We start from the raw sequence: 25,961 nt of genomic DNA on the forward strand, positions 1-25,961 counted from the left end.
CACCAGGAGGTGACGACCATGGCCACGACCGCGACGCTCGCCAAGGCCGAGGACCGTGCGGCGGTGACCCATGCCGCCCGCATCGAGCATGTCTCCAAGTCCTTCGGCGGACCCGCCGGCGGGCAGCTCGTCCTCGACGACATCACGCTCGATGTCGCCCCGGGCGAGTTCGTCACCCTCCTGGGCGCCTCGGGCTGCGGCAAGTCCACGCTGCTCAACCTGGTCGCCGGGCTCGACCGGCCGTCCGCGGGGTCCATCGAGACCCCCGGCGGCCGGCCGTCCCTGATGTTCCAGGAGCACGCCCTGTTCCCGTGGCTCACCGCGGGCAAGAACATCGAACTCGCCCTGCGCCTGCGCGGGGTGGCCAAGACCGAGCGGCGGACCGAGGCCGAGCGGCTGCTCGAACTGGTCCGACTCAGCGGCTCGTACGACAAGCGGGTCCACGAGCTGTCCGGCGGCATGCGCCAGCGGGTCGCGCTGGCCCGCGCGCTCGCCCAGGACAGCGACCTCCTCCTGATGGACGAGCCGTTCGCGGCGCTCGACGCCATCACCCGGGACGTGCTGCACGACGAGCTGACCCGGATCTGGCGGGAGACGAAGCTGTCGGTGCTCTTCGTCACCCACAACGTGCGTGAGGCCGTGCGGCTGGCCGAGCGCGTCGTCCTCCTCTCGTCGCGGCCGGGCCGGATCGCGCACGAGTGGACCATCGACATCCCTCAGCCGCGCCGCATCGAGGACTCCGACGTGGCGGAGCTGTCCCTCGAGATCACCGAGCACCTGCGTGGGGAGATCCGCCGTCATGGCCAGCACTGAAACGACGCCCAAGGCACAGAAGGCCGACGACATCGCCGGCCTGGAGGCCGGTCTGGACGCCCTGGACAGCGTGCAGATCCGTCGGACCCCGGTCCGCGAGGTGCTGCTCAAGAAGGTGCTGCCGCCGGTCATCGCCGTCGTGCTGGTCCTGGTGGTGTGGCAGCTGCTCGTCACGCTGAAGGTGACCGACGAGTACAAGCTTCCGGCGCCGTCCGCGGTGTGGGACAGCCTGACCACGATGTGGCTGGAGGGCACGCTCCTCGAAGTCCTCTGGACCAGCGTGTCCCGGGCCCTGTTCGGCTTCCTGCTGGCCCTCGCCATCGGCACCCCGCTCGGACTCATCGTCTCCCGGGTGAAGTTCGTCCGGGCGGCGATCGGCCCGATCCTCGCCGGCCTCCAGTCGCTGCCCTCGGTGGCCTGGGTGGCGCCGGCCGTGCTGTGGCTCGGTCTCAACGACAGCATGATGTACGCGGTGATCCTGCTCGGCGCCGTCCCCTCGATCGCCAACGGCCTCGTCGCCGGCGTCGACCAGGTCCCGCCGCTCTTCCTGCGGGCCGGGCAGACGCTCGGGGCGACCGGCCTCAAGGGCGCCTGGTTCATCGTGATGCCGGCCGCGCTGCCGGGCTACCTCGCCGGTCTCAAGCAGGGCTGGGCGTTCTCGTGGCGATCGCTGATGGCCGCGGAGATCATCGCGTCGTCGCCGGACCTGGGCCTCGGCCTCGGCCAGCTCCTGGAGAACGGCCGCAACAACATCGACATGGCGGGCATCTTCCTGGCGATCATCCTCATCCTGGTCGTCGGCATCGCCATCGACCTGCTGATCTTCAGCCCGCTGGAGCGCGCCGTGCTGCGCCGCCGCGGCCTGCTCACGAAGGGCTGAGCCGGCCATGGACCGCCCATCCCTCCTCGTCATCGCCCACGGCAGCCGCGACCCGCGGCACGCCGCCACCGTCCAGGCGCTGGTGCGCCGGGCCGGTGCGCTGCGGCCGGGGCTGCGGGTGGAGACGGCGTTCCTGGACTTCAACCTGCCCTCGGTGACGGGTGTGCTCGACCGGCTCGCCGCCGAGGGGGTACGGGAGGCGGTGGCGCTGCCGCTGCTGCTGACCCGGGCCTTCCACGCGAAGGCCGACGTGCCCGCCGTCCTGCGGCAGGCGCACCCGTCCCTCCGCGTCCACCAGGCGGAGGTCCTCGGGCCCTCGCCGCTGTTGATCGCGGCGGTGGAGCGGCGCCTGTACGAGGCGGGGCTCACGCCCGCCGACAAGAGCGCGACCGGGGTCGTCCTGGCCTCGGCGGGCTCCACCGACCCGGAGGCGATCGCGGTGATCGCAGAAACGGCGCGGGAGCTGCGGCGCACCGGTTGGTGCTCCGTGCGGCCCGCGTTCGCCTCCGCATCCCTTCCCCGTACGGAGGACGCCGTCCAGGCCCTCCGTACGGAGCCGGGCGTCCGGCGGGTGGCCGTCGCCCCGTACGTCATCGCCCCGGGCCGCCTTCCGGACCGCATCGCGGCGGGCGCCGCGGAGGCCGACGTCCTGGCCGACGTCCTCGGCCCCTCCCCCGAGCTGGCCGCGCTCCTCCTGGAGCGGTACGACGGCGCGGTGCGGGCGGAAGAGCTCGTGGCGGCCGTCGCGGGCTGAGGCCCTGTCGGGCAGCGCTCCGGGGTGCTTCGAGGGCGCTTCTGCGGAGTGCGAGGAAGATCACCCTCCTGCCGTACATCCCTGACGCCCTTTCACGCGTCCTCTGTGCACCGGGTCCGTTCGGACCCGGGAGACATCGACTCCTATCGAGGGCAGAGGACTTTGATCACTTCGACACTCGGCGTGCGCAGCGCCGTGACCGTCTCGCTCACGGTCTCGGCCGTCCTGGCCGGGGGCCTGTTCGCGGGCCAGGCGCACGCCGCGCCGCCCATCCCGTCGATCACCGCCCCGGGCGGCTTCGTCATGAACAACGGGACGGGTACGACGCTGTTCGGGAAGGCCGCGGACACCCGCCGGTCGACCGGTTCCACCACCAAGATCATGACGGCGAAGGTGGTGCTGTCCCAGCGGAACCTCAACCTCGACGCCAAGGTCACGATCCAGAAGGCGTACAGCGACTACATCGTCTCCAGGAACGCCTCCTCGGCCCGGCTGATCGTCGGGGACAAGGTGACCGTCCGGCAGCTCCTCTACGGCCTCATGCTGCCGTCGGGGTGTGACGCCGCCTACGCGCTGGCCGACAAGTTCGGCACGGGCACCACGCGGGCCGCCCGGATCAAGTCGTTCATCGGGAAGATGAACACCGAGGCCAGGAACCTCGGCATGCGCAACACCCACTTCGACTCGTTCGACGGAATAAGCAATGGGAGCAACTACTCCACTCCGCGCGATCTGACGAAGCTCGCGAGCAGTGCGATGAAGAACTCCACGTTCCGCACCGTCGTCGGGACCAAGTCCACGAAGCAGAAGGTCACCACGAGGACCGGTGGCTACCGGTACATGTCGTGGAGCAACACGAACAAGCTCCTGAGCACGTACAGGGGCGCGATCGGCGTGAAGACCGGTTCGGGTCCGCAGGCCAAGTACTGCCTGGTCTTCGCGGCCACCCGCGGGAGCAAGACGGTCATCGGCGCCGTGCTCGGCTCGTCGAGCGAGACGAACAGGGCGGCCGACGTGAAGAAGCTGCTGGACTACGGCTTCGCACGCTGATGTCCGGGCTGCCTCCCGAGCCACGGGAGGCAGCCCGGCTCCGGTGGGCGTTCCTAGCCGAAGTCGAGCCCGCCGGTGCGGGTCCGCTTGATCTCGAAGAGGTCCGGGTGGCCGGCCAGGACGCGGAAGCTGTCGAAGAGCTCGGCCGCGCGCTCGCCCCGCGGGATCGCCCGCAGGACCGGACCGAACCAGACGGTGCCGTCGACGTGGATCGTCGGCGTGCCCACGTACCCCTCGGCCTCGGGGTCCTTGCCGGTGTCGTGGCTGCGGCGGACGTCCTCGTCGTGCGCCGGGTCGTGGGCGGCCTCCGCGAGCTCCGCCGGGAGACCGAGTTCGGCGAGGGACTCGGCGACGATCGCGTCGTAGTCGTCCCGCTTCTGTTCGTGGATGCGGGTGCCGTACGCGGTGTAGAGCGGGCGCAGGATCTCCTCGCCGTGCCGTGCGGCGGCGGCCGCGGCGACCCGGACGGGGCCGAGCGAGGCGTCGATGAGCGCGCGGTAGTCCTCGGGCAGGGTGTTGCCCTCGTTGTGCAGGTACAGGCTCATGACCTTGAAGCGGAGGTCTATGTCCCGCCGGCGCTCGACCTCCAGGATCCATCGGGAGGTGATCCAGGCGAAGGGGCAGACGGGGTCGAAGTAGAAGTCGACGGTGGGACGGGCGGCGGTCGGGGTGGTCGTCATACCGTTGAATCTAGACACCGGATGGCCTGTTCTCCTAGTCCAATCGGCGGCCCTCGGTCTGGGCCATTGCGCCCGCTCACCCTTCCCGGGTCATCTCCACCAGCTTCAGGACGGTGTTCCAGTTGCGGGCGGTGACCACCAGGCCCTTGACGACGGACGGCCGGGAGACGGCCTCGGCGAGCTTGGACCTGCCCAGACCTTCGGGGACGTAGAGGTAGAGGACCCGGTCGCCGAGCGCGAAGGCCTGGGGGCGGTGGGCCTCCTGGTCGATCGCGGCGAAGCGCTCGGGACCGGCGGGCCCCGAGAGGTAGAAGGCGTGGAGCTGCTTGCCCTCGACTCCGGCGGTGGGGAAGGGACAGGCCTCCACGACGGCCGCGAGGTAGGCGCCGTCGCGGACGAGGCAGTCGACACGGAAGCCGAAGTGGCGCTCGATCGCGTCCTCGATCCGCGCGGTCAGCTCGTCCTCGCCGGCGGCGGAGTCGGTGGTGAAGACGGCGTTCCCGCTCTGCAGGTACGTGCGGACGTTCGCGTGCCCGAGCCCCTCCAGGACCGCCCTGAGCTCCGGCATGGGGACCTTGCGGTGGCCACTCACGTTGATGCCGCGGAGCAGGAGCGCGTATGTCTTCGCCATGGGTTCACCTTAGGGCGGCCACCGCGCCTCGTGGGGGGCGGCACGGTGGCCGGTTCGAACACTCGCCGATGGAGCCGAGCCGGGAGAAGACCCTTCACCCATCTGTGACTTATTCAACAAGGTTTCGTAATGACGAATCCATCATTTGCGTTGATAGCGGGCGAGGACCCGGTTGCCGTCCTCCACCAGCCGACTGCGCAGCTCGGCCCCGTCGATGGCCCCGCTGTAGTACTCCTGGAAGGCCGGGGTCGCCACCTTGTCCTTCCACTCGGGGTAGCCCCGGACCGACTGCGCGGGCGCGGGCCGGAGGTGTGCGGCCAGCGCCGCCCCGGTCGCCCACCCGGCCTCGGCGGTGTGCAGGGAGGGGTCGGCGAGCGCGGCCGTGCCGGTGGGCAGCATCCAGTCGCCGCGCGCGAGCCGGACCATGTTCGCCGGGCGCAGGAAGAAGTCGAGGAACTCCATCGCCTCCTTCTTGTACGGGCTGTCCTCGGCGATCGACAGGGTCTGCGGGGAGACGCCCTGGGTGAGTCCCGCGCTGCCGGCGGGTGCGGGCAGCACGGTCCACTCGAAGCCCTCGGGCGCCTGCTGGGCGATCTGCTGCCGGTAGGCGAAGCCCAGCGGGACCATGGCGTACTTGCCGGCGAAGAAGCCGGGCAGGGTGTCGGAGCCGCCGCTGCCGAGAGTGGTGCGCGGGGCGGTGCGGTCGGTGACGACCTGGTCGTGGACGGTGCCGGGGACGACGGTGTCGGCCTCGGTGGAGCGGACGGTGACCCGCCCGTCGGCCTCCCGGTGGAAGAGCCGGCCGCCCGCGGAGAGCCCGAGGTTGAGGCTGACGGAGACGGGCTCCTTGAGCGGCCAGGCGACGGCGTACCGGCCGGCGCCCATGTGGCGGGTGAGGTCCCGGGCGATCTGCCGGAACTCGGTCCAGCTCCAGGGCCGCTCCGGGGTGGGGACGCGGACGCCTGAGGATGCGAGGAGCTTCCGGTTGGCGATGATCACGCGCGGTTCCTGGAGGAACGGCACGCCGTAGATCCCGTCGCCGAAGGTGGTGGTCTCCCAGCTGCGGGCGGGGATGTCGGTGCGGAGCCGCTCGGGCAGCAGGGCGCGCAGGTCGGCGAGGTGGCCGCCGTAGGCGAAGTCGGCCAGGTCGTCGGAGGCGTCGTGGATGATGTCGGGTGCCTCACCGCCCTCGAAGGAGGTGAGGAGCTGGTCGTGGACGGAGTCCCAGCTGCCCTGGACGTAGTCGATCTGCACGTCGGGGTGGGCGGCGTTCCACTCGTCCACCAGCTGCCGGTTGGCGTCGACGGATTCCTTCTGCCAGGCGAGGGACTGGAAGCGGAGCCGTACGACCCCGTCCTCGGCCCCCTCGTCCCCGGCGGTGCAGCCGGTGAGGAGCAGGGCCAGCGCGGCGGCGGCGGTCAGGAGCCGTCTCATGACTTCACCGCCCCCGCCAGCACGCCGCCGGCGATCCGTCGTTGGAGGACGGCGAAGACGACGAGCGAGGGGAGGGTGGCGAGGAAGGCCGCGGCGGCGAGGGGGCCGAGGTCGGCGACTCCCTCGGCGCCGAGGAAGTGGGTGAGGACGACCGGCAGGGTCTGCTTCTCCGGCGTCTTGAGCAGCACGAGCGCGAAGAAGAACTCGTTCCACGCGGTGACGAAGGCGAAGAGCGCGGTGGCCACGATGCCGGGGGCGAGCAGCGGGGCGGTGACGGAGACGAGGGTACGGAGCCGCCCGGCCCCGTCGACGGCGGCGGCCTCCTCCAGCTCGGCGGGGACGGCCCGGACGTACCCCATCAGCATCCAGAGGGCGAAGGGCAGCGACCACACGACGTAGACCAGGACGAGGCCGAGGACGCTGTTGATCAGGTGCAGGTTCTTCAGGATCAGGAAGAGCGGGATGATCACCAGGACGAACGGGAACGCCTGGCTGATCACCACCCAGCCGGTGGCCGCGGAGGCGAGCCGGCCCCGGTGGCGGGCCGTCACATAGGCGAGCGGGGTCGCGACGGCCACCGCGATCACGGCGGCCGAGACCGCGGCGACCAGGCTGTTCGCGGCGGCCCTGAGCAGCGGCTGCTCGTCGAACGCCTGACGGAAGTTGGCGAGGGTGGGGTCCTTCGGAATCCAGGTGGGGTGGAGCGACGCCAGCTCGGGGGCGGGCTTGAAGGCGGTGGAGACCAGCCAGAGGAAGGGGAAGGCGAGGAAGACCAGGTACGCGAGGAGGGCGAGGTACTGGCCGATCCGCGCGGGTCTGCTCGTCCGGAGTGCGCTCACCGGTCCTGGTCCCCTTTCAGCCGGCGTACGAGGGAGAGGGCGATGAGCACCGAGACGGCGGCGACCATCACGCAGCCCATCGCGGCGGCGTAGCCGAACTGCCCGTAGCGGAAGGCCTCTTCGTAGGCGAAGAGCATGGGGAGCCGGGTCCGGCCGCCCGGTCCGCCGTTGGTCAGCACGTAGACCAGGGCGAAGGAGTTGAAGTTCCAGATGAGGTTGAGGGCGGTGATGGCGAGCGCGACGGGTCTGAGCGCGGGCCAGGTGACGGCGCGGAAGCGGCGCCAGGCTCCGGCGCCGTCGAGGGCGGCCGCCTCGTGGAGTTCGCGCGGGGTGTTCTGGAGGCCGGCGAGGAGGGCGACGGTGGTCTGCGGCATGCCGGCCCAGACGCCGACGACGATGACGGCGGGCAGCGCGGTGGCGAGCCCGGAGAGCCAGTCGCGGCCCTCCCCGAGGCCGAGGCCGCGGAGGGTCTCGTTGAGGATGCCGGCGTCGGGGTTGTAGACGAGCCGCCACATGATGCCGACGACGACCTCCGGCATCGCCCAGGGGACGATGGCGAGGGCCCGCGCCAGCCAGCGGAAGCGGAGCTTCTGGTCGAGGAGGAGCGCGAGGCCGAGGGCGAGCAGGAACTGCGGGACGGTGACGCCGACGGCCCAGACCACGCCGATGCGGAAGGAGTCCCAGAACAGGGTGTCGTGCAGCAGGTCCTGGAAGTTGAGGGTGCCCACCCACCGGGTGGCCTGGGTGCGGCCTGACTGGGCGTCGGTGAAGGCGAGCGCGATGCCGTAGAGCAGCGGGCCGACGCTGAGGACCAGGATCGGCAGGAGCGCCGGGAGCACCAGGAACCAGGCGCCGAAGTCGGGGCCGCGCGGGTGTGTGCCGTGGGCGGCGGCACGCGGTGCGCGCGTCCCGCCCGGCCGCTTCGTCGCGGTCACCGTCACCGATCGGTCCTCCCGCCCGCCTTGCCCGGACGCCGTCCGGGGCCCCGCCGTCAGGGGAATCCCGCCATGGTCCGTGCCGACCCGTGGGCCGTCAAGGCGACCTGCGCGGTGAGCTGCCCGGATGCGAGACTTTGGCGCAAACGCACTGGTGAGGGAGAGGTCGATGGACGAGGCGCGGGCGCGGGAGATCCTGGCCGCGGCGGGGTTGCCGGTCGCGGAGGCGCGGCTGCTGGCCCTCGGCGAGAACGCGGTCTTCGCCGTGGGCGGTCTCGCCGTGAAGGTGGGCCGCGACGCGGAGGTGTTCGAGCGGGCCGAGCGGGAGGTGGCGCTCGCGGGCTGGCTCGCCGGGGAGGGGGTCCCGGCGGTGCGGGCCGCCGAGGAGAAGCCGCTCCTCGTCGAGGGGCATCCGGTGACCTTGTGGCATCGGCTGCCCGAGGCGGTGCGGCCGGCGGAGCCCCGTGATCTGGGGCCGCTGCTGCGGGCCGTCCACGCCCTGCCGGAGCCGGTGGCTTTCACGCTGCCGCGCCGCGACCTGCTCGGCGGGGTGGAGCGGTGGCTCCGGCTCGCGGGGGACGCGATCGACCCTGCGGACGCGGCGTTCCTGCGGGAGCGGCGCGACGCCTTCGCGCCGGCGGCCGCGGCCCTGACCCCGCACCTGTCGCCGGGCCCGATCCACGGTGACGCCCTCCCCCGGAACGTGCTCGTCGGCCCCGAGGGACCGGTCCTCATGGACCTGGAGACCTTCTCCTCCGACCTGCGGGAGCACGACCTCGTGGTGCTCGCGCTCTCCCGGGACCGGTACGGCCTCGATCCGGCGGCGTACGACGCGTTCACGGAGGCGTACGGCTGGGACGTCCGGGAGTGGGAGGGGTGTGCGGTGCTGCGGGGGGCGCGGGAGACGGCGAGTTGCGCGTGGGTGGCGCAGCACGCGCCGACGAACCCGAAGGCGCTCACCGAGTTCGAGCGGCGGGTGGCCTCGCTGCGGGACGGCGACCCCGAGGTGCGCTGGTATCCGTTCTGACATCATGATCCCCGTCGAACCCGCCTGATCGAACGGGGTGTTGTGATGCGTGTGGAGCTGTCCGAGGTGACGCTCGACGTCGAGGTGAGCGGCGAGGGACCGGCCGTGCTGCTCGTGCACGGCTTCCCCGACAGCCACCTGCTGTGGCGCCACCAGGTGCCGGCGCTGACGGCGGCGGGCTTCCGGTGTGTCGTCCCCACCCTGCGGGGCTTCGGCGGGTCGGACCGTCCCGAGGGCGGCGTCGAGGCGTACCACCCCGCGAAGCACGTCGGGGACCTGCTCGAGCTGCTCGCCCGCCTGGAGGTCGACCGCTTCCACGTGGTCGGTCACGACTGGGGCTCGGGCGTGGCGCAGGGGATCGCCCTGGTCGCGCCGGACCGGGTGGCGAGCGCGACGCTCATGTCGGTGGGGAACATCGCGACGATCCTGGGTGCCGGCTGGGAGCAGCGGCAGCGGCTGTGGCACGTGACGATGTTCCAGCAGGAGGGGCTCGCCGAGGAGTGGCTCTCCCGGGACGACTTCGCGCACCTGCGCGACATGCTCGGTGAACACCCGGACGTGGAAGGGGTCCTGGAGCCGCTGCGCGCTCCGGGGGCGCTGACCGCCGCGCTGAGCATCTACCGGGCGGGACTCCCCATCGAGGTGCAGCTGGCGCCGCCGGCGCCGCTCCCCCCGTTGTCCGTGCCGGTCATGGGCGTCTGGTCCACCGGCGACCGCTTCCTCACCGAGCGGCAGATGACGGCCACCGGCGAGCACGTCACCGGCACCTGGCGCTACGAGCGCGTGGAGGACGCGGGGCACTGGTTCCCGCTCGACCAGCCGGAGCGGGTGAACGAGCTGCTGCTCTCGTTCCTCAAGGAGAACTCCTGACGCGGCCGCTGCCCCGACGAGGACCCGCGGCTGTCAGACGGTGGCCGTGACCGCGCGGCGCAGGGGCCAGACCGGGTCGACGACCGCCTCCGTGTCGCCCTTGCGGCGCAGGAAGTCCTGGAAGTTCTCGGCCCAGAGGCGGTACCAGCCGATCTGCCGCTCGTGCAGTTCGGCCGGGTCGAGCTCGGCGACCTCGCGGTGCCGCTCGGCTATCGCGACGGCGACGCGGACGGCGGCGAGCGCGTCGGCGGCGGCCTGGTGGGCGGCTTCGAGCACCACGCCGTACTCCCCGCAGACGGCTTCGAGGGTGCGCTTGCCGCGCCGGTAGCGGTCGACGGCCCGGTCGATGGTGTACGGGTCGACGACGGGTCCGATGCCGACACCGCCGAGGCGCTCGCTCAGCGAGGGCAGTCCGTGGCGGCGCAGTTCGGCGGAGAGGAGCGTCAGGTCGAAGGAGGCGTTGTACGCCACGACGGGGACGCCGGCCTCCCAGTACTCGGCGAGGACCTTCGCGATCTCGTCGGCCACCTCGCGCACCGGCCTGCCCTCGGCGGCGGCGCGTTCGGTGCTGATGCCGTGGATCGCGGAGGCCTGCTCCGGGATGCGGATGCCCGGGTCGGCGAGCCAGTCCCGCCGGCGCCTGACGTGTCCCCCGCCGTCGACCTCGACGATCGAGGCCGTCACGATACGGGCCTCCAGCGGTTCGGTGCCGGTCGTCTCCAGGTCGAAGCCGACCAGCGTCTCGCCGTGCCAAGCCATCGGGTCCTCCTTACGTGATCTCCCCCGTGGTGCTGACCACCCTCGCACGCACCACTGACAACGCCTTCGGGTCCCCCGGCGGAGCGTCAGGAGACGGGCCGTGAGTCGAGCCAGACGGACTCGAACTCCTCCCGGTATGTCTCGAAAAGTCCGTGATCGCCGTCACGGAGTCCCTGTCCGTGGCGCACCACGTTCCGTCCGCCGCCGCGCAGGACGAGGACCGGCGCCTCCATGCCCCGGGCCCGGCGGAGGTAGGACTGCACGACCCCGACCCCGTCGGGGCCGTCGCCGTCCACCAGGTAGGCGGTGAAGCGGGGGGTCTCGTCGAAGACGTGGATCTGGAAGGCTCCCGGGTCGCGGAGCTTGGAGCGGACCCGGCGCATGTGCAGGATGTTCATCTCGACGGAGCGGCTCAGCTCGCCCTTCTTGAGGCCGAGTTCCCGCTCGCGCCGTTTGACCGCGCTGCTCGCGGGGTTGAGGAAGAGCAGCCGGGTCCGGCAGCCGGACTCGGCGAGGCGGACCATGCGGCGGCCGGAGAAGTTCTGCACGAGCAGATTGAGACCTATGCCGGTGGCGTCGAGGCGGCGCGCCCCGCCGAAGAGGTCCTCGGCCGGCAGCTGCCGCTGGAGCCGCACCCGGTCGGGGTGGACGGAGACCACGTCCGCGTACCGGTCCCCGACGAGGTCCTCGACCGCGTCCACGGGCAGCCGGTCGGCGGACGGCACCCCGGCCCCGCTGCCGAGGATCTCCAGGATGCGGGCGGAGGCCCGCTCGGACTGGGCGAGCACGGTCAGCGAGAGCGCCCGGTTGCGGGAGACCACGTTGCGCGTGACCTCCAGCTCGTCGAGGGCGAGCTCGACCTCGCGCCGGTCGTCGAAGTAGGGCTCGAAGCAGGGCCAGTGCTGCACCATCAGCTCCCGCAGCTGCGGGAGGGTGAGGAAGCTCAGCACGTTGTCGTCGGCCGGGTCGAGGAGGTAGCCCTTGCGCCGCGAGACCTCGCGCACGGCCACGGCCCGCTGCACCCACTCCTGGCCCGCCGGGCCCGCCGCGGCCACCACCCACTCCTCGCCGTGCACCGGTTCGTACACGGGCCGCAGGACGGCGGCGACCACGGCCCGGAGCCGCTGCTCGACGAGGTTCAGCCAGATGTAGGCGCGCCCGGCGCGCTGGGCGCGGGTGCGCACCTCGCTCCAGGCCTCGGCACCCCAGTCGAGCTCCGCCCCGATCTCCACCGGCCGGGTGACGGTGACCGTGCCGGGCGGCACGGCGCCCGGCGGCGCGACCGCGCCGGGCGGCGCCTCGGCGGGGTCGGCCGGACCCCCCTCGTGACCCGCGTCACCTGGGGGCAGCTCAAGACCTCCCGAGCTCACCCGCGCACCGCCTTCTGCTCCTGGACGCCCGTGTCGACCGGTCCGACAACGATCAAGGAAGGGTACTCCGGGAGCGGGAGGCGGTGCAGCAGGATCGTCAGGCTCCTTGCTCAACTCCCCAGATCGGGCTGTCCGTTCTGGGAGGCGAGATCGGCCGGAGTGAGCGGATTCATAGCGGTTACGTCCCTGGGCGCGAGCTGGAAGCCCTGCCAGTGGACCGGCATCGGCTGCTGGTCCTCGTCCCGGGCGACGTGGTGGAACCCGATGTTGACCCACACGGACGGCTTGGTCAGCGTCTCGCCGTTGACCCACTTGTCCACGCTGTCACCGGCGCCCGGGGCGCAGTTGCCGATGTTGTTGCTGGCGAACTGCTCGCAGGCACGCGCCTGCGTGAAGTACACGTCGTGCTTGGTGAAGCCGCGGCCCGCGTGGGTGTCGGTGTGGCCGGGCACGATCTCGTAGGAGCGGGCGTGGCCGTCGGCGTTCTTGCCGGTGCCGCTGACCACCCGCCACCAGCGCATGTTCTTGGCGTCGCCGGCGAGTTCCTTGGTGACGACGGTGCGCTTGGTCTTCACGGTCGGTCCGCCGTCGCCCACGGGTGCGGTGACGGTGGAGTCGAACTGTTCGATCCGGTCCTTGGTGGAGCCGTCGAGGCCGAAGTCGAGCTTCCAGAAGACGTTGTGGGCGTGGCTGGTGGCGTAGGCGCGGGCGCCCTTGCCGATGGGCCAGCCGCGGCCGTCGGTGGCGTTGTAGTCGACGGGCGAGAGGCTGCCGGTGGCGCCGACGTTGGCGCCGATGGTGCCGTCGGAGGAGAAGCGCCACTCGGTGATGTACTCGTACCAGCCGACCTTGTTGACGGTGTAGACGAGCAGGTCCTTGGACTGGGCCTGCCAGACCTTGGCGCCGTTGTCGCTGGCCATGCGGTACGCGTGGCCACGCGCCCGCGTGGTGGTGCACAGGCCCTTGACCTGGCCGACCTCGGGCACCTTGACGGTGGTGAGGGCGCCGCCGGGGCACTCGGCCGGCTTGAGGTTCTGCAGGCCCCAGCCGAAGCCCGCGCCGGTGAGGTCGTCGTACTCGGCGGCGCCGTCGTCGTAGGGCACGTGGATCTGGGCGAGCCGGGCGCTGGTGAGGACCTTGATGGGGTACCTGGCGCCGGGCGGCTGGTAGGTGATCTTGTCGAGCGTGAGCCCGGCGTCGGTGTCGTAGCGCCAGCACATGCGCCAGACGGCGCCGCCGTCGAGCTTCTGGGTGATGCGGTACGCGGCGGAACAGTCGGCCGCGAGCGGCGGGGCGGGCCGGGTCGGGGCCGGCGGGCGCGGCGGGGTCGGGGCGGCGGTGGCCCCGCCGGCGGGTCCGGCGGCGGCGGTGGCGGTGCCGAGCAGGGCGGCGGCGGTCAGGACGGCGCCGCGCCTGCGGGTGCGCGGGTGGGAACGGGTGGTCACGCGGAACATGCGGACGTACTCCCTCGTACGGAGATCGGGCGGGCGGGACCGGTGGCGGGCGGTGGTCAGCCGACGCGGGTGACGGTCCTCGCGGAGAGGTCGACGATCAGGTTCCGGGTGTCGATCCAGGCCCCGTTGAGGACCTTGGTGACGAGCCGGACGCACCGGTGCTCCCCGCAACGGGACAGCTGCGCGGGCACGTTCGCCTCGCGGTAGGTGCGGTAGAGGTCGCCGTTGAACCACAGCTGGGTCGTGGAGGTGAGCTCCTTGCCGGTGGCGTCCTTGTAGTCCTCCTTGACGCCCTTGCCGAGCGGGCTCGCGAGGATCAGCTCCAGGGCCTCCCGCAGTTCCTCGGGATGGGCGGAGGGCTGGACGCCGCGCTGCGTACCCGACTTGTCGACCTTGCCCGTGTCGAGGTTGACGGTCCGGGTGATGAGCTCGTCCCGCGCGTAGTCGTAGAAGCGGACCTCGGCGCGGCGTGTCGCGTCCCCCGGCAGCGGGTCGGCGAGGTCGGTGCCCAGGTGCTGGGGCCCCTTGCCGCCGTCGACGTCCTGCTGGGCGGTGGCACCGGGCGGCGTCAGCGCCAGGCTCTCGGCCCGTACGAGTTCGTCGTCGGTGAGCGGGTCGCCGCCCACGCCCTTCTTCCCCTCGGCCGCCGGGGGCACCACGGTCGCGGGCGCGGGCGCGGTGCCCGTGGTCTGCGCCCCGTCGCCGCCCGTCGCGCCGGCGGCTCCCTGCTGTCCCCCGGCGCCGGCGGCTCCGTCGCCCCCGCCCGTTCCGGCCGCGGCGGCCCGGTCGGCTCCCCGGCCCCCCGGCGTGTCGTCGGCCCCCGCCTGGCCCGGCAGGCTGATCGCGACCGCGACGGCGGTTCCCGTCACCGCCATGGCCGCTCCGGCCACCACCTTCCCCAGGTGGCGGCGCGCTATTTCGTACACACTTCCCCCTCTTTCCCCCTCTTGGTCTGCGGTCACCCGGTAGGACGGGGCGAAGTCCTAGGAGGTTGCCCGACTTTCGGGCAGGATCTGGCCGAAGAGCATCTCCACAAACCCGGACAGAAGAGGAATAGTCGTATCCATGCAGGTCTGGCCGGGACAGGCGTACCCACTGGGCGCCACCTATGACGGAGCGGGAACCAACTTCGCGGTCTTCTCGGAGACCGCCCACAGGATCGAGCTGTGTCTGCTCCATGACGACGGCTCGGAGACGGCGGTGGAACTGCGCGAGACCGACGCGTTCGTACGGCACGCGTACCTGCCGGGCGTGATGCCCGGTCAGCGGTACGGCTTCCGGGTGCACGGTCCGTACGCCCCGGAGCGCGGGCTGCGCTGCAACGCGGCGAAGCTGCTCCTCGACCCCTACGCGCGCGCGGTGTCGGGGCAGATCGAGTGGGGCGAGGCGGTGTACGGCTACCCCTTCGGGCGGCCCGACGCGCGCAACGACCTGGACTCGGGCCCGCACACGATGGCCTCGGTCGTCGTCAACCCCTACTTCGACTGGGGTGACGACCGGCGGCCGCGCACCGAGTACCACCACACGGTGATCTACGAGGCCCATGTGAAGGGCCTCACGATGCTCCACCCGGACCTCCCGGAGGAGCTGCGCGGGACGTACGCGGGGCTCGCGCACCCGTCGGTGATCGGACACCTGAAGGAACTGGGCGTGACCGCGCTCGAACTGATGCCCGTCCACCAGTTCGTGAACGACCACCGGCTGGTCGACGCGGGGCTCTCCAACTACTGGGGCTACAACACGATCGGCTTCTTCGCCCCGCACAACGCCTACGCCTCCTGGGGCGACCGGGGCCAGCAGGTCCTGGAGTTCAAGTCGGCGGTCCGGGCGCTGCACCAGGCGGGCATCGAGGTCATCCTCGACGTGGTCTACAACCACACCGCCGAGGGCAACCACCTGGGGCCGACGCTCTCCTTCCGGGGCCTGGACAACCCCTCGTACTACCGGCTCGACGACGACCCCCGGTACTACTACGACACCACCGGCACCGGGAACTCGCTGCTCATGCGGTCCCCGCACGTCCTCCAGATGATCATGGACAGCCTGCGGTACTGGGTGACCGAGATGCACGTGGACGGCTTCCGCTTCGACCTGGCGGCCACCCTGGCCCGTCAGTTCCACGAGGTGGACCGACTGTCCTCGTTCTTCGACCTGGTCCAGCAGGACCCCGTGGTGAGCCAGGTGAAGCTGATCGCCGAGCCCTGGGACGTCGGCGAGGGCGGCTACCAGGTGGGCAACTTCCCGCCGCTGTGGACCGAGTGGAACGGCATGTACCGGGACTGCGTGCGGGATCTGTGGCGCGGCGAGCCGCGCACCCTCGCCGAGTTCGCCTCCCGGCTCACCGGATCCTCCGACCTCTACCAGGACGACGGGCGGCGGCCGCTCGCCTCGGTCAACTTCGTCACCTGCCACGACGGCTTCACGCTGCGGGACCTCGTCTCGTACAACGAGAAGCACAACGAGGCCAACGGCGAGGGCAACCGGGACGGCGAGAGCCACAACCGCTCGTGGAACTGCGGCGCCGAGGGCGACACCGAGGACGTCGGGATCGCGGAGCTGCGCGCCCGCCAGACGCGCAACTTCATCGCCACCCTGATGCTGTCGCAGGGGGTGCCGATGCTCAGCCACGGCGACGAGTTCGGGCGGACGCAGGGCGGCAACAACAACGCGTACTGCCAGGACAACGAGGTCTCGTGGGTGCACTGGCCCAAGGCGGACAGCGAGGCGGAGACCACCCTGCTCCGGTTCACCCGGGCGATGGTGCGGCTGCGCCGGGACCACCCGGTCTTCCGCCGCCGCCGCTTCTTCCACGGGCGGCCGGTGGAGGGCACCCACGACGAGCTGACGGACATCGCCTGGTTCACGCCCGAGGGCGAGGAGATGAAGGCACGGGACTGGCAGGCGGCGCACGCCCAGGCGCTGACCGTCTTCCTCAACGGCAACGCCATCTCGGAGCCGGGCACCCAGGGGGAGCGGATCGCCGACGACTCCTTCCTGCTGATGTTCAACGCCTCGTCGAAGGAGCTCGAGTTCGCCGTGCCCGACAGTCACGGCGCCTGCTGGCGCACGGTGGTGGACACCTCCGACCCGGAGGGCATGCCGCCGCAGGAGGGCCCGGAGCTGGCGGCCGGGGAGCGGGTGACCCTCGCGCCGCTCAGCCTGACCGTTCTGCGACGGCCGGCCTGAGTTCCCGTACGGGAGGCGTCACCCGTACCGCCCAGGACAGCAGCGCGCAGGCCACGGCCGCCCCCACCGCCACCGCGAAGGCGGCGGGGGCGCCGTGGCCTTCGGCGAGCCGCCCGGAGACGGCGAGGGCGAGGGCCTGCCCCCCGACGATCCCGCTGGTCAGGAAGGCCATGGACTCGGCGAGCCGGGCGGCGGGGACGGTCCGCTCGGTGAGGCCGAAGACCGTGATCAGATGCGGGGCGTACGCGGCGCCGAGGACGACCACGACCGCGTACAGCGCGCCGAGCGAGCCCACGAACAGCAGCGGTACGGAGAGGACGACCAGCCCGGCGGTCGCGGCGCGCCAGCGGGCCGTGAGCCCGATCCCGGCGGGGACGGCCGCCATCGAGAGGCCGACGGCGGCGCTCATCACCCCCATCGCCGCATAGACCAGACCGGCCTGGGCGGGGGCGCCCAGCCGCTCGGTGAGCGCCGTGATCCCGGCCTGGGAGGCGCCGAACATGGCGCCCTGGAGGACCATCGCGCCCCGCAGGGCGTAGGCCGATCCGGGGAGCCGCGTCCGTTCGGCGGCACCCGATCGGGTGGACGCGGGGCTCTCCGGCGCGGTGGCCGTCGCCGTCGGGTGGAGGGCGAAGGCCGTGCCGCAGACGGCGAGCAGCAGCGCCGCGAGGAGAAGGGCGGCGGCCGGGTGGGCGAGGGCGGCGGCGAGGCCGACGAGCGCCGGGCCGAGGACGAAGGACACCTCGTCGAGGGTGCCCTCGAAGGACAGGACGGCGCCGACGCTCCGGTCGTCCGCGCCGGAGCGACGGGCCAGGGCCACCGAGCGGGTCCTGGCGAGCGGTCCGACCTGGGGGACGGTGGCCCCGGCGAGCGCGCCGAGGACCATCAGCGGCCCGGTCGGGGCGCGGCCGAGCGCGGCCAGGACGAGGGCGGTGACGGCGACCGCGTTCGCCAGGGAGGCCGCAAGGACGACCCCGCGCTGGCCGTGCCGGTCGGAGAGCCGGCCGATGACGGGTCCGGCGACCGTCTGTCCCGCGGCGAGCGCGCCGCCCGTGAGGCCCGCCGTGGCGAGGGATCCCGTCGTCTCGGCGACCAGGAGCAGGCTGCCGAGCTGGCACATGGCGGTGGGCAGCCGGCCGAGGAACGACACGACGGGCAGGGCGGGGCCGAGCAGCGAGAGGGTGTCGCGATACATCCGGAGCATCGGGCGAACGTAACGCGATGCACACGAACGGGTGCATGGGGCGATGAAACAGAAGGCCTTCCGCGGGGTACGTACGTTCGCATGACCTCCCTCCCGGCCCTTTCCGCCCTCCCCACCGCGACCTACCGGCTCCAGCTCCAGCCGGAGTTTCCCTTCGCCGCCGCCGAGCGGGCCGTGCCCCACCTCGCGGACCTCGGGATCTCGCACCTCCACCTCTCTCCGGTCCTGGAGGCGGTCCCCGGCTCGACCCACGGGTACGACGTCACCGACCACGCGTCCGTACGGGCCGAGCTCGGCGGCGAGGAGGGGCTGCGGGCCCTCGCCGCGACCGCGCGGGCGCACGGCCTCGGGCTCGTCGTCGACCTCGTGCCCAACCACATGGCCGCCTCGCCACGGCACAACCGGGCGCTGCGCGCGGTGCTCCGCGACGGTCCCGACTCGCCGTACGCCCGCTGGTTCGACATCGACCGGTCGGCCGGGGACGGGCGGCTGCTGCTGCCCGTACTGCCCGCGCGGCGCCCCGAGGTACGGGACCGGCTGCGGGTCTCCGGCGGGGCGCTGCACCTGGACGGCCAGGAGTTCCCGCTGCGGCCCGGCACCGAGAACCTGCCGCTCGACGAGATGCTCGACGCCCAGTGGTACCGGCTCGGGTGGTGGCGCCTGGCCCGCACCGAGCTCAACTACCGCCGCTTCTTCACCATCTCGGACCTCATCGGGGTGCGGGTGGAGGACCCCGACGTGTTCGCCGCGACCCACGCGAAGATCGTCGAGCTGGTCCGGGACGGGGTCGTCGAGGGGCTGCGCATCGACCACCCGGACGGGCTCGCCGACCCGCAGGGCTATCTGGAGGACCTGGCGGCGGCGACCGGCGGGCGCTGCTGGACGGTGGTCGAGAAGATCCTCACCGGGACGGAGACGCTGCCCACGGCCTGGCCGGTCGCCGGGACCACCGGCTACGACGCCCTGCGCCATCTCGACGGGGTGTTCACCGATCCACTGGGGGCCGCCGAACTGGCGGACTTCTACCGCGAGTTCGTCGGGAAGGCCGGCGACAGGGGCGGACACTGGGAGGCGACGGAGCGGCGGGCCGCGTACGAGGTGGTCGGGCACGACCTGGCCGCCGAGACCGCCGTCCTCACCCGGATCGCGGAGCGGATCTGCGCCGCCGACCCCGCCCTGCGGGACCACGCGCCCTGGGCGCTGCGCACCGCGATCCGTGAGCTCCTCGTCCGGGTCCCCGTCTACCGCGCGTACCGGACCGGCGGCGAGGAGGTGCTGACCCTGGAGGCGGCGCGCGGCGCGAAGGCCGCGTTCGCGGTGCCGGAGGAGGCCGCGGTGGTCGACGTCGTGCGCGGTCTCGCGCTCGGCACGCTCGGCGACGGGCCGGAACACCGGGCGTTCCGGGCCCGGTTCGCGCAGACCTCCTCGGCCCTGCGGGCCAAGTCGGTGGAGGACACGGCCTTCTACCGGTACACCCCGCTGCTCTCGGCGAACGAGGTCGGCGGGGACGCGGGCCGGCCGGCCGTGTCGGTGGACGAGTTCCACGCGTACTGCTCCCGGATCGCCCGGGACTGGCCGGGCACCGGCACCGTGCTGTCCACCCACGACACCAAGCGCAGCGCCGACGTGCGGGCGGCGATCGCGGTCCTCACCCAGTGCCCGCAGGTGTGGACCGAGCTCCTCGCGGAGGTGGCGGGGGTGCCCGCGCCCGACCCGCACGTGGCCTGGACGGCCTGGCAGACCGCCTTCGGGTTCGGCGTCCCGGACGCGGAGCGGCTCGGTCCCGCGATCCTCAAGGCCGTACGGGAGGCGGGGCTGCGGACCAGCTGGACCGAACCCGACACGGAGTACGAGCGGGCGGTGGCCGAGTTCGCGGCGGCCGGGCCCGGCCACATCCCGCTCCGGACCGCCTCGGAGGCGGCCTTCGCCCTGGAGCCGCACATCCGGGCGCACGCCCTCGGGGTGCTCCTCGCGCAGCTGACGATGCCGGGGGTGCCGGACCTCTACCAGAACACGGAGCGGGAGTACCGGGCGCTCGTCGACCCGGACAACCGGGCCCCGTTCGCGGTCGGGCCGGACGACGACCGTACGGCCCTGGTCCGGGCCGCCCTCCGGCTGCGCCGCGAACGCCCGGCGGCCTTCGGCGCCACGGGCACGTACACCCCGCTGACCGCCGAGGGGCCGGCCGCCGCGCACTGCCTGGCCTTCGCCCGCTCCGGTCAGGTGGTCACCGCCGTCACCCGGCTCTCGCTGCGCCTCGGGGAGGCGGGCGGCTGGCAGGACACGGAGCTGGTCCTGCCGGAGGGCCGCTGGGGCGACGTCCTGGACGGCGTCCGGGAGTTCACCGGGGGCCCGGCGACGGAGCTCAAGCTCGCGGAACTCTTCGAGGAGCGGCCGGTGGCACTGCTCGCCCGGCTCGGCGACTGAGGGGCGGTGACCGGAGCCGGCGGCCGAGGCCCCGGTGGCTGGAGCTGGACGGCCGGGGCTCGGTGACCGGAGCTCGGTGGCCGGCTCGGTGGGACCGGGCTCGACGGCCGGGGCCCGGCGACCGGGCTTGACGGCCGGGGCGCGGCGACCGGGCTCGGGACCGAGCGAGGCCCCGGGGGTGTCCCCGGGGCCGTCGGGTGGTCAGAAGCGGGAGGCTCGCGAGACCTCGCACTTGGTGTACTCGGAGCCGTCGCCGATTCCGGGGTACGGGGTGGACAGCTCGGCCTTGGCGGACGAGCCCGCCGCGACCGCGATGCCGGTCTTGATGGCGGTCGCCGGGACGACACTGCCGCCCGCGCCGGTGAACTTCATCGTGACGTTGTAGTCGTAGTCCATCGCGCCGTCGTTCTTGACGGTGACCCGGGCGACGAGGTTCTTGGTCGCCGGGTCGTACTTGCACTCGTCGATCGTGACGTCGCGGGCGGCCTTGTCGGCGCTGCTGGAGCCGCCGGGCACGGAGCCGCCGGACGTGCCGCCGGAGGTGCTGTCGTTGTCACTGCCGTTGTTGTTGCTGCTGCTGGAGCTGCCGCTGCTGCTGCTGTTGTTGTCGCAGCCGCCGCCGCCCGAGCCACGGGCACCGGTCAGGGCGAACACCGCGATGCCGAACACAGCGATCGCGCGGACATGACGCTTCTTCATGTTTCAATCCCCGTTGAAAGTGGTACTAAAGAGGGCTCCTTGACGAGCGCACGTCACCCTAGCAGCGGTCGGGGACGCCGCTCGCCGCTCCCCGGAAAGCGCCTCAGCCGCCCGGGCGGACGATCAGGCTGCGCGGCGCCCTGGTGATGAAGCCGGCCTGGGTCGGCCGGAAACCGTCGGCGAGACGGAGCCCCGGCATGGCCGTGAACAGCGCCCGCACGGCGTACTCGGCTTCGAGCCCGGCGAGGGTGACGGCCGGGCAGAAGCCGGAGCCGTACGTGAGCTGGCCCGGGTCGTCGCGCAGCGGGTCGAAGCGGTCGGGCTCACGGAAGCGCTCCGGGTCCCGTCCCGCCGAGCCGACGAGCAGGGCGACGGACACCCCGGCCGGCACCATCCCGCCGCTGACCGGGACTTCGGCACTGGTACGCCGGACCATGACCTGCACCGGCGGGTCCCGCCGCAGCGACTCGGTCCAGGCGCGGCCGACGAGCCCGGCGGGGGCGTCACGGAGCGCGGCGACCTGGTCGGGATCGGTCAGGACGTTCGCCAGGAAGGACGCGAGCGCCTTCTCCCGTACCGCGATCTGCGCGCCGCACTCTCCCGCCAGCGCCCCGGCGGCCCGGCCGCGCACGAGCCGCATCATGTCGCGGTAGGGCACGCCGACGGCGGCGGCGACGGTACCGGCGGGCAGCCAGTGGCAGAAGTCGGCGACCAGGTCGGCCTGCTGCCGCTCGGCGATCCGGTGGGCCAGGACGTGCGCGGTGCGTTCGGTGACCGAGCGCAGCGCCTCCACGTCGACGTCCACGTGGGCCCGCGCGCACGGCGGGTCCCCCGGGCGGTGCCCGTGCGTGAAGCGGCTGTCGGTGAGGGCGGTGGCCACGTCCGCGTACCGGGAGAGCACCCAGGCCCGCAGCAGCGGGTCGTAGGTGAGCGGGAACTCCTCGCGCAGGGTCCGGTGGATCCCGTGCGGGTCGAGCGAGGCCCCGGGGTCGAGGGGGCTCGGCGCGACGGTTCTCGGCGCGGCGGTCCCCGGCGCCGGCCGGACCGGCACCGCCGCCGCCGGGGCCATCGAGGGCAGGCGCGTCCACGGGTCGCCGGACGGTGCCTTCGGCCGGTCGCTGCCTGTGCCGTGCTTCGGCTCGTCGCTCATCGCGGGCCCCTGTCGGTCGGCGGTGGCGCGGCCGGAGATCGTGGCGCGCGTCCGTCCAGCCCATCACCGCCCGCGCCGAGCCGCCCGCCTCGTACCGCCGAACGGGTGAACGCGTCCTGAGGGTGGACCTCAGCCGTGGGACAGCCGGAACGACATCTGACCAAAGCCGACGACGTCCCCCGCCCGCACCACCACCGCGCCGGTGACCCGACGCCCGTTGACGGTCGTGCCGTTCGTCGAACCGAGGTCGCGCAGCACCCACATCCCGCTCTGCAGCGAGAGCTCGGCGTGCATCCGCGACGCGGTCTCGTGGCTCAGCCGGAGTCCGTTCACCGGGTCGCGGCCTATCCGCAGCGGGTGCGGGCCGGGCAGGGGCAGCAGCAGCTTCGGCAGCCGCTCCGCGTGCCAGGCGCGTCCGAGCCTCGCCGTGAACGCGGACATCCGCTCGACCGCGCCCACCACCCGCCGGGTCCAGGTGCCCTCGGCCCTCAGGTCCGCGGTGAGGAGGTCGAGTTCGTCCGGCCGCCGGGCCTGGAGCGCGCGCTCCATCCGGAAGAGGAACGTGTCGTGCGAGAGGCGGCCCTGAGCGGCGCCCTCACGGAGCAGCACCAGCGCGCGGTCCCGCTCGGCGTCGGTCAGCCGAGGTGAGTTCGCCGGAAGCTCGAAAGGGGTCGTCACACCCGTGATTGTCGGTCCGTCGGGCCCGAAGTGTCCAGAAGGGCCCCGTCGGCGCCCCACGCGGGCGCCGGAACCGGTCCCCGCCGGACGCCGGAACCGGTCCCCGCCGGACGCCGGAACCAGTTCCCCGCCGGGCGTCGGAGGCGTTCCCCGCCGGGCGCCGGAACCGTCCCCGCCACACGTCGAAGAGCCCGGTCACCCCCCACCCCCTCCCCGGCCCGGGAACTCCGTATCCCTCCCGCAAGATCGCTGCTACGGTCTGCGACTCCATACCAGATCCCCAGGGGGAACCACGACGTGACCGCGTCTTCTTCGACCACGCACGACCTCGTCATACGTCCGCTCGCCGGACCCGGGGAACTCGACCTGTTCCTCCGCCTGACCTACTCGCTCGACCACGAACTCGCCGACGACCTCGCCACCGGGCGCCGGGTCCCCGGGTGGATGTGGGTGGCCCTCGACGGCGACCGGCTCGTCGGCCGGCTCTCCTGGTGGACGAACAAGGCCGGCGCGCAGCCGCTGGCGCTCGACTTCTTCGACCTCTCCCCCGATCTGTCCGCCGAGGAGCGCGCCGAGATCGGCCTCCGGCTCCTGGAGACCGCGACCGCCGCGGTGATCCCGGCGGGCGCCAGGCGTCCCGAGTTCGGGCGGTTCATGCCGGCGGACTGGCGCGAGGTCCCGGAGACCCGCTCCCTCCTGGAGTCCCTGTTCTCGGTCCTGGAGCGCTCCGGTGCCCGCCCGTTGGTCGAGCGGCTCCGCCTCGAGTGGCGGCCCGGCACCCCCGTACCGGAGCCGACGGGCCGCCTGGAGTTCCGTCCGGTGCGGGACCGCGAGGACCTGGTCACGCTGATGACGCCCGTGATGGAGGGCACCCTCGACGCGCACGGGCAGGCCGACCTGGCCTCCGGCCTCTCGGCGCGGAAGGCCGCGGAGCTGCACTTCGACGAGGAGTTCGCGCACTACACGTCCCCGCGCGAGTGGTGGCGGGTGGCGCAGCTGCCGGGGAGCGGCGAACCGGTCGGCTTCGTCGTCCCCGCGCGCAACAACTACCACCACACCATCGCGTACCTCGGCGTGCTGCCCGCCCACCGCGGCCAGGGCCACATCGACGACGTCCTGGCGGAGGGGACCCGGATCCTCGCCGCCGCCGACGTACCCCGGATCCGGGCGGCGACGGACCTGGGGAACGTGCCGATGGCGGCGGCCTTCGCCCGCGCGGGCTATGTCACCTTCGAACGTGCGATCAACTACGTGTGGGACGCGCCGGGCGTGGAAGGGTCCTGACTGCCAGGATGGACGCGGTGGGCATGCGCTGGCGCGCGGGTCCACCGCGTGGTTGGTCCGTCGACGAGGGGATTTCCGTGCTCTTCGAGGTGTGGGCGCCGAACGCCCGTGACCGGGTGACGCTGCTGCTGAACGGCTCCGGCCATGCCCTGGACCGGGACGTCGAGCGGGACGGCTGGTGGACGGGCGTGGTGCCCGCGGAGGACGGCGACCGGTACGGCTTCGCCCTCGACGACGGGCACGTCCTGCCCGACCCCCGTTCCCGCCGGCTGCCGGACGGCCCCGACGGGCTCAGCGCAGTCGTGGACCACTCCGCGTACACCTGGCGGCACGACTCCCCGCGGCTGCGGCTGCGGGCCGCGGTCCTGTACGAGCTGCACGTGGGGACCTTCACCCCGGAAGGGACCCTGGACGCGGCCGCCGCGCGCCTCGGGGAGCTCGCGGGCCTCGGCATCACCCATGTGGAGCTGATGCCGCTGTGCCCGTTCCCCGGGGTGCGGGGCTGGGGGTACGACGGGGTGGCGCCGTGGGCGGTGCACGAGCCGTACGGCGGTCCGGAGGCGCTGAAGCGGTTCGTGGACACGGCGCACGGGCTCGGCATGGGCGTGGTCCTGGACGTCGTGCACAACCATCTGGGGCCCTCGGGGAATTATCTCCCGTCCTTCGGGCCGTACTTCACGGAGACCCACCACACCCCGTGGGGCGCCGCGGTGAACCTGGACGCGCCGGGTTCGGACGAGGTCCGGGCGTACTTCCTGGGCAGCGCGCTCGCCTGGCTGCGGGACTACCGGATCGACGGGCTGCGGCTCGACGCGGTGCACGCGCTCGCGGACACCCGCGCGCTGACGTTCCTGGAGGAGCTGTCGGCGGCCGTCGACGAGCTGGCGCGGGAGCAGGGCCGTACGCACTTCCTGATCGCCGAGTCCGATCTCGCCGACCCGCGGACGACCGCACCGCGCGCGCTCGGAGGGACGGGCCTGCACGCCCAGTGGAACGACGACTTCCACCACTCCCTGCACACCGCCCTGACCGGCGAGGCCCAGGGCTACTACGCGGACTTCGCCCGCGCCCCGATGGCGGCGCTCGCCAAGACGCTCACCCACGTCTTCTTCCACGACGGCACGTACTCGGCCTTCCGCGGCCGGCACCACGGGCGGCCGGTGGACCGGGAGCGCACCCCCGCCCACCGCTTCCTCGGCTACGCCCAGACGCACGACCAGATCGGCAACCGCGCCCTGGGCGACCGGCTCTCGGCATCCCTCTCCCCCGGTCTGCTGGCGTGTGCGGCGACGCTCGTCCTCACCTCGCCGTCGGTGCCGATGCTCTTCATGGGCGAGGAGTGGGGGGCGACCACGCCCTGGCAGTACTTCACCGACCACACCGATCCGGAGCTCGCGGAGGCGGTACGGCTGGGCAGGCGGCGGGAGTTCGCCGAGCACGGCTGGGCGGAGGACGAGGTCCCCGATCCGCAGGAGCCCGCGACCCGGGACCGTTCGGTCCTCGACCGGACCGAGCGGGAGCGGGACCCGCACCGGCGTCTCCTCGCCTGGCACCGGGAGCTGATCGCGATGCGCCGCACCCTGCCGGACCTGACGGACCCGGACCTTGCGGGGGTGAAGGTGGCCTTCGACGAGGAGGCCCGCTGGCTGGTGTTCCGGCGCGGGGTGCTGCGGGTGGCGGTCAACCTGGGCAAGGAGCCGGCGGTGATCCCGCTCGGCACCAACGGCCGGGACCGGGTCCTGGCGGCCTGGGAGCCGGTCGAGGCCCCGGCGGCGGACGGGGCGCTTCGGCTCCCCGGCGAGTCGGCGGTCGTCCTCACCGACGGCTGAGTCCGCCC

At 72.9% G+C, this 25,961-nt stretch carries 23 protein-coding genes; 10 read left to right on the top strand and 13 right to left on the bottom strand.

The features are described from left to right. The first annotated feature begins 18 nt into the window (after positions 1-18). From AMK29_RS25470 to AMK29_RS25485, 4 genes are all read left to right on the top strand, one after another. Positions 19-813 (top strand): ABC transporter ATP-binding protein, encoded by a 795-nt coding sequence (locus tag AMK29_RS25470; RefSeq protein WP_073817346.1) that lies wholly within the window; start codon positions 19-21, stop codon positions 811-813. Further along, a complete protein-coding gene (locus tag AMK29_RS25475; RefSeq protein ID WP_073817347.1) occupies positions 800-1,693 on the top strand; it encodes an ABC transporter permease in 894 nt (297 codons plus the stop codon). The genes AMK29_RS25470 and AMK29_RS25475 overlap by 14 nt, the downstream gene beginning before the upstream one ends. Before the next feature lie 7 nt (positions 1,694-1,700). Then, positions 1,701-2,447 (top strand): sirohydrochlorin chelatase, encoded by a 747-nt coding sequence (locus AMK29_RS25480; protein ID WP_073817350.1) that lies wholly within the window; start codon positions 1,701-1,703, stop codon positions 2,445-2,447. Between the two features lie 183 nt (positions 2,448-2,630). Continuing rightward, positions 2,631-3,497 (top strand): D-alanyl-D-alanine carboxypeptidase family protein, encoded by an 867-nt coding sequence (locus tag AMK29_RS25485; RefSeq protein WP_107422693.1) that lies wholly within the window; start codon positions 2,631-2,633, stop codon positions 3,495-3,497. A 53-nt stretch (positions 3,498-3,550) separates the two neighbouring features. Here the strand turns inward: AMK29_RS25485 and AMK29_RS25490 are convergent, their stop codons facing one another. From AMK29_RS25490 to AMK29_RS25510, 5 genes are all read right to left on the bottom strand, one after another. Continuing rightward, complete coding sequence (locus AMK29_RS25490; protein ID WP_073817354.1) at positions 3,551-4,177, bottom strand: mycothiol-dependent nitroreductase Rv2466c family protein; 627 nt, start codon at positions 4,175-4,177, stop codon at positions 3,551-3,553. A gap of 76 nt (positions 4,178-4,253) precedes the next feature. After that, a complete protein-coding gene (locus AMK29_RS25495) occupies positions 4,254-4,808 on the bottom strand; it encodes a DUF1697 domain-containing protein (RefSeq protein ID WP_073817356.1) in 555 nt (184 codons plus the stop codon). A 141-nt stretch (positions 4,809-4,949) separates the two neighbouring features. Beyond that, complete coding sequence (locus AMK29_RS25500) at positions 4,950-6,242, bottom strand: ABC transporter substrate-binding protein (protein WP_073817358.1); 1,293 nt, start codon at positions 6,240-6,242, stop codon at positions 4,950-4,952. Continuing rightward, positions 6,239-7,081 carry a carbohydrate ABC transporter permease gene (locus AMK29_RS25505; RefSeq protein ID WP_073817361.1) on the bottom strand — a complete coding sequence of 281 codons (843 nt, stop codon included), beginning with the start codon at positions 7,079-7,081 and terminating at the stop codon, positions 6,239-6,241. Before AMK29_RS25505 ends, AMK29_RS25500 begins: the two co-directional genes overlap by 4 nt. Beyond that, positions 7,078-8,022 carry a carbohydrate ABC transporter permease gene (locus AMK29_RS25510; RefSeq protein WP_241845707.1) on the bottom strand — a complete coding sequence of 315 codons (945 nt, stop codon included), beginning with the start codon at positions 8,020-8,022 and terminating at the stop codon, positions 7,078-7,080. Before AMK29_RS25510 ends, AMK29_RS25505 begins: the two co-directional genes overlap by 4 nt. A 163-nt stretch (positions 8,023-8,185) precedes the next feature. Between AMK29_RS25510 and AMK29_RS25515 the strand changes: the two genes are divergently transcribed. Both AMK29_RS25515 and AMK29_RS25520 read left to right on the top strand, forming a co-directional pair. Further along, entirely contained in the window at positions 8,186-9,043 is an 858-nt protein-coding gene (locus AMK29_RS25515) for a phosphotransferase enzyme family protein (RefSeq protein WP_073817859.1), read from the top strand. 45 nt (positions 9,044-9,088) lie between these two features. Then, positions 9,089-9,913, top strand: a complete 825-nt coding sequence (locus AMK29_RS25520) for an alpha/beta fold hydrolase (protein ID WP_073817861.1) — start codon at positions 9,089-9,091, stop codon at positions 9,911-9,913. A 33-nt stretch (positions 9,914-9,946) separates the two neighbouring features. Here the strand turns inward: AMK29_RS25520 and AMK29_RS25525 are convergent, their stop codons facing one another. The 4 genes from AMK29_RS25525 to AMK29_RS25540 all read right to left on the bottom strand — a co-directional run bounded on the left by AMK29_RS25525 (position 9,947) and on the right by AMK29_RS25540 (position 14,422). After that, on the bottom strand, positions 9,947-10,672 hold the full coding sequence (locus AMK29_RS25525; protein WP_073817363.1) for a 3'-5' exonuclease: 726 nt from the start codon (positions 10,670-10,672) through the stop codon (positions 9,947-9,949). Positions 10,673-10,758: 86 nt separating this feature from the next. Further along, entirely contained in the window at positions 10,759-12,042 is a 1,284-nt protein-coding gene (locus AMK29_RS25530; RefSeq protein ID WP_073817366.1) for an SAV2148 family HEPN domain-containing protein, read from the bottom strand. 110 nt (positions 12,043-12,152) lie between these two features. Next, positions 12,153-13,496 (bottom strand): copper amine oxidase, encoded by a 1,344-nt coding sequence (locus AMK29_RS25535; RefSeq protein WP_073817367.1) that lies wholly within the window; start codon positions 13,494-13,496, stop codon positions 12,153-12,155. Between the two features lie 56 nt (positions 13,497-13,552). Continuing rightward, entirely contained in the window at positions 13,553-14,422 is an 870-nt protein-coding gene (locus tag AMK29_RS25540; RefSeq protein WP_073817370.1) for a Tat pathway signal sequence domain protein, read from the bottom strand. A 139-nt stretch (positions 14,423-14,561) separates the two neighbouring features. Between AMK29_RS25540 and glgX the strand changes: the two genes are divergently transcribed. Beyond that, positions 14,562-16,682: a glycogen debranching protein GlgX gene (glgX, locus tag AMK29_RS25545; protein ID WP_073817373.1), complete on the top strand. Its 2,121-nt coding sequence runs from the start codon at positions 14,562-14,564 to the stop codon at positions 16,680-16,682. Here glgX and AMK29_RS25550 read toward each other — a convergent pair. Further along, positions 16,651-17,877 (bottom strand): MFS transporter, encoded by a 1,227-nt coding sequence (locus AMK29_RS25550; protein WP_073817864.1) that lies wholly within the window; start codon positions 17,875-17,877, stop codon positions 16,651-16,653. The two genes, glgX and AMK29_RS25550, sit on opposite strands and share 32 nt — an antisense overlap. Before the next feature lie 90 nt (positions 17,878-17,967). Here AMK29_RS25550 and treY point away from each other — a divergent pair, with 90 nt between their 5' ends. Next, the gene (gene treY / locus AMK29_RS25555; RefSeq protein WP_073817375.1) at positions 17,968-20,313 is read left to right on the top strand and encodes a malto-oligosyltrehalose synthase; all 2,346 of its coding nucleotides are present in this window, start codon (positions 17,968-17,970) and stop codon (positions 20,311-20,313) included. A gap of 201 nt (positions 20,314-20,514) precedes the next feature. Here treY and AMK29_RS25560 read toward each other — a convergent pair whose 3' ends face one another. From AMK29_RS25560 to AMK29_RS25570, 3 genes are all read right to left on the bottom strand, one after another. Continuing rightward, complete coding sequence (locus AMK29_RS25560; RefSeq protein WP_073817378.1) at positions 20,515-21,012, bottom strand: hypothetical protein; 498 nt, start codon at positions 21,010-21,012, stop codon at positions 20,515-20,517. A 103-nt stretch (positions 21,013-21,115) separates the two neighbouring features. Then, positions 21,116-22,162, bottom strand: a complete 1,047-nt coding sequence (locus AMK29_RS25565) for a cytochrome P450 (protein ID WP_073817381.1) — start codon at positions 22,160-22,162, stop codon at positions 21,116-21,118. A gap of 129 nt (positions 22,163-22,291) precedes the next feature. Further along, positions 22,292-22,840 (bottom strand): DUF1707 and FHA domain-containing protein, encoded by a 549-nt coding sequence (locus AMK29_RS25570; RefSeq protein ID WP_073817382.1) that lies wholly within the window; start codon positions 22,838-22,840, stop codon positions 22,292-22,294. A 297-nt stretch (positions 22,841-23,137) separates the two neighbouring features. Here AMK29_RS25570 and AMK29_RS25575 point away from each other — a divergent pair, with 297 nt between their 5' ends. Together AMK29_RS25575 and treZ are read left to right on the top strand one after the other, a co-directional pair. Then, on the top strand, positions 23,138-24,124 hold the full coding sequence (locus AMK29_RS25575) for a GNAT family N-acetyltransferase (RefSeq protein ID WP_073817385.1): 987 nt from the start codon (positions 23,138-23,140) through the stop codon (positions 24,122-24,124). Positions 24,125-24,201: 77 nt separating this feature from the next. Further along, positions 24,202-25,953, top strand: coding sequence for a malto-oligosyltrehalose trehalohydrolase (gene treZ, locus AMK29_RS25580; protein ID WP_073817387.1), 1,752 nt, complete (start codon positions 24,202-24,204; stop codon positions 25,951-25,953). Positions 25,954-25,961: the final 8 nt, after the last annotated feature.

The organism is Streptomyces sp. CB02261, assembly GCF_001905665.1.
Classification (GTDB): domain Bacteria; phylum Actinomycetota; class Actinomycetes; order Streptomycetales; family Streptomycetaceae; genus Streptomyces.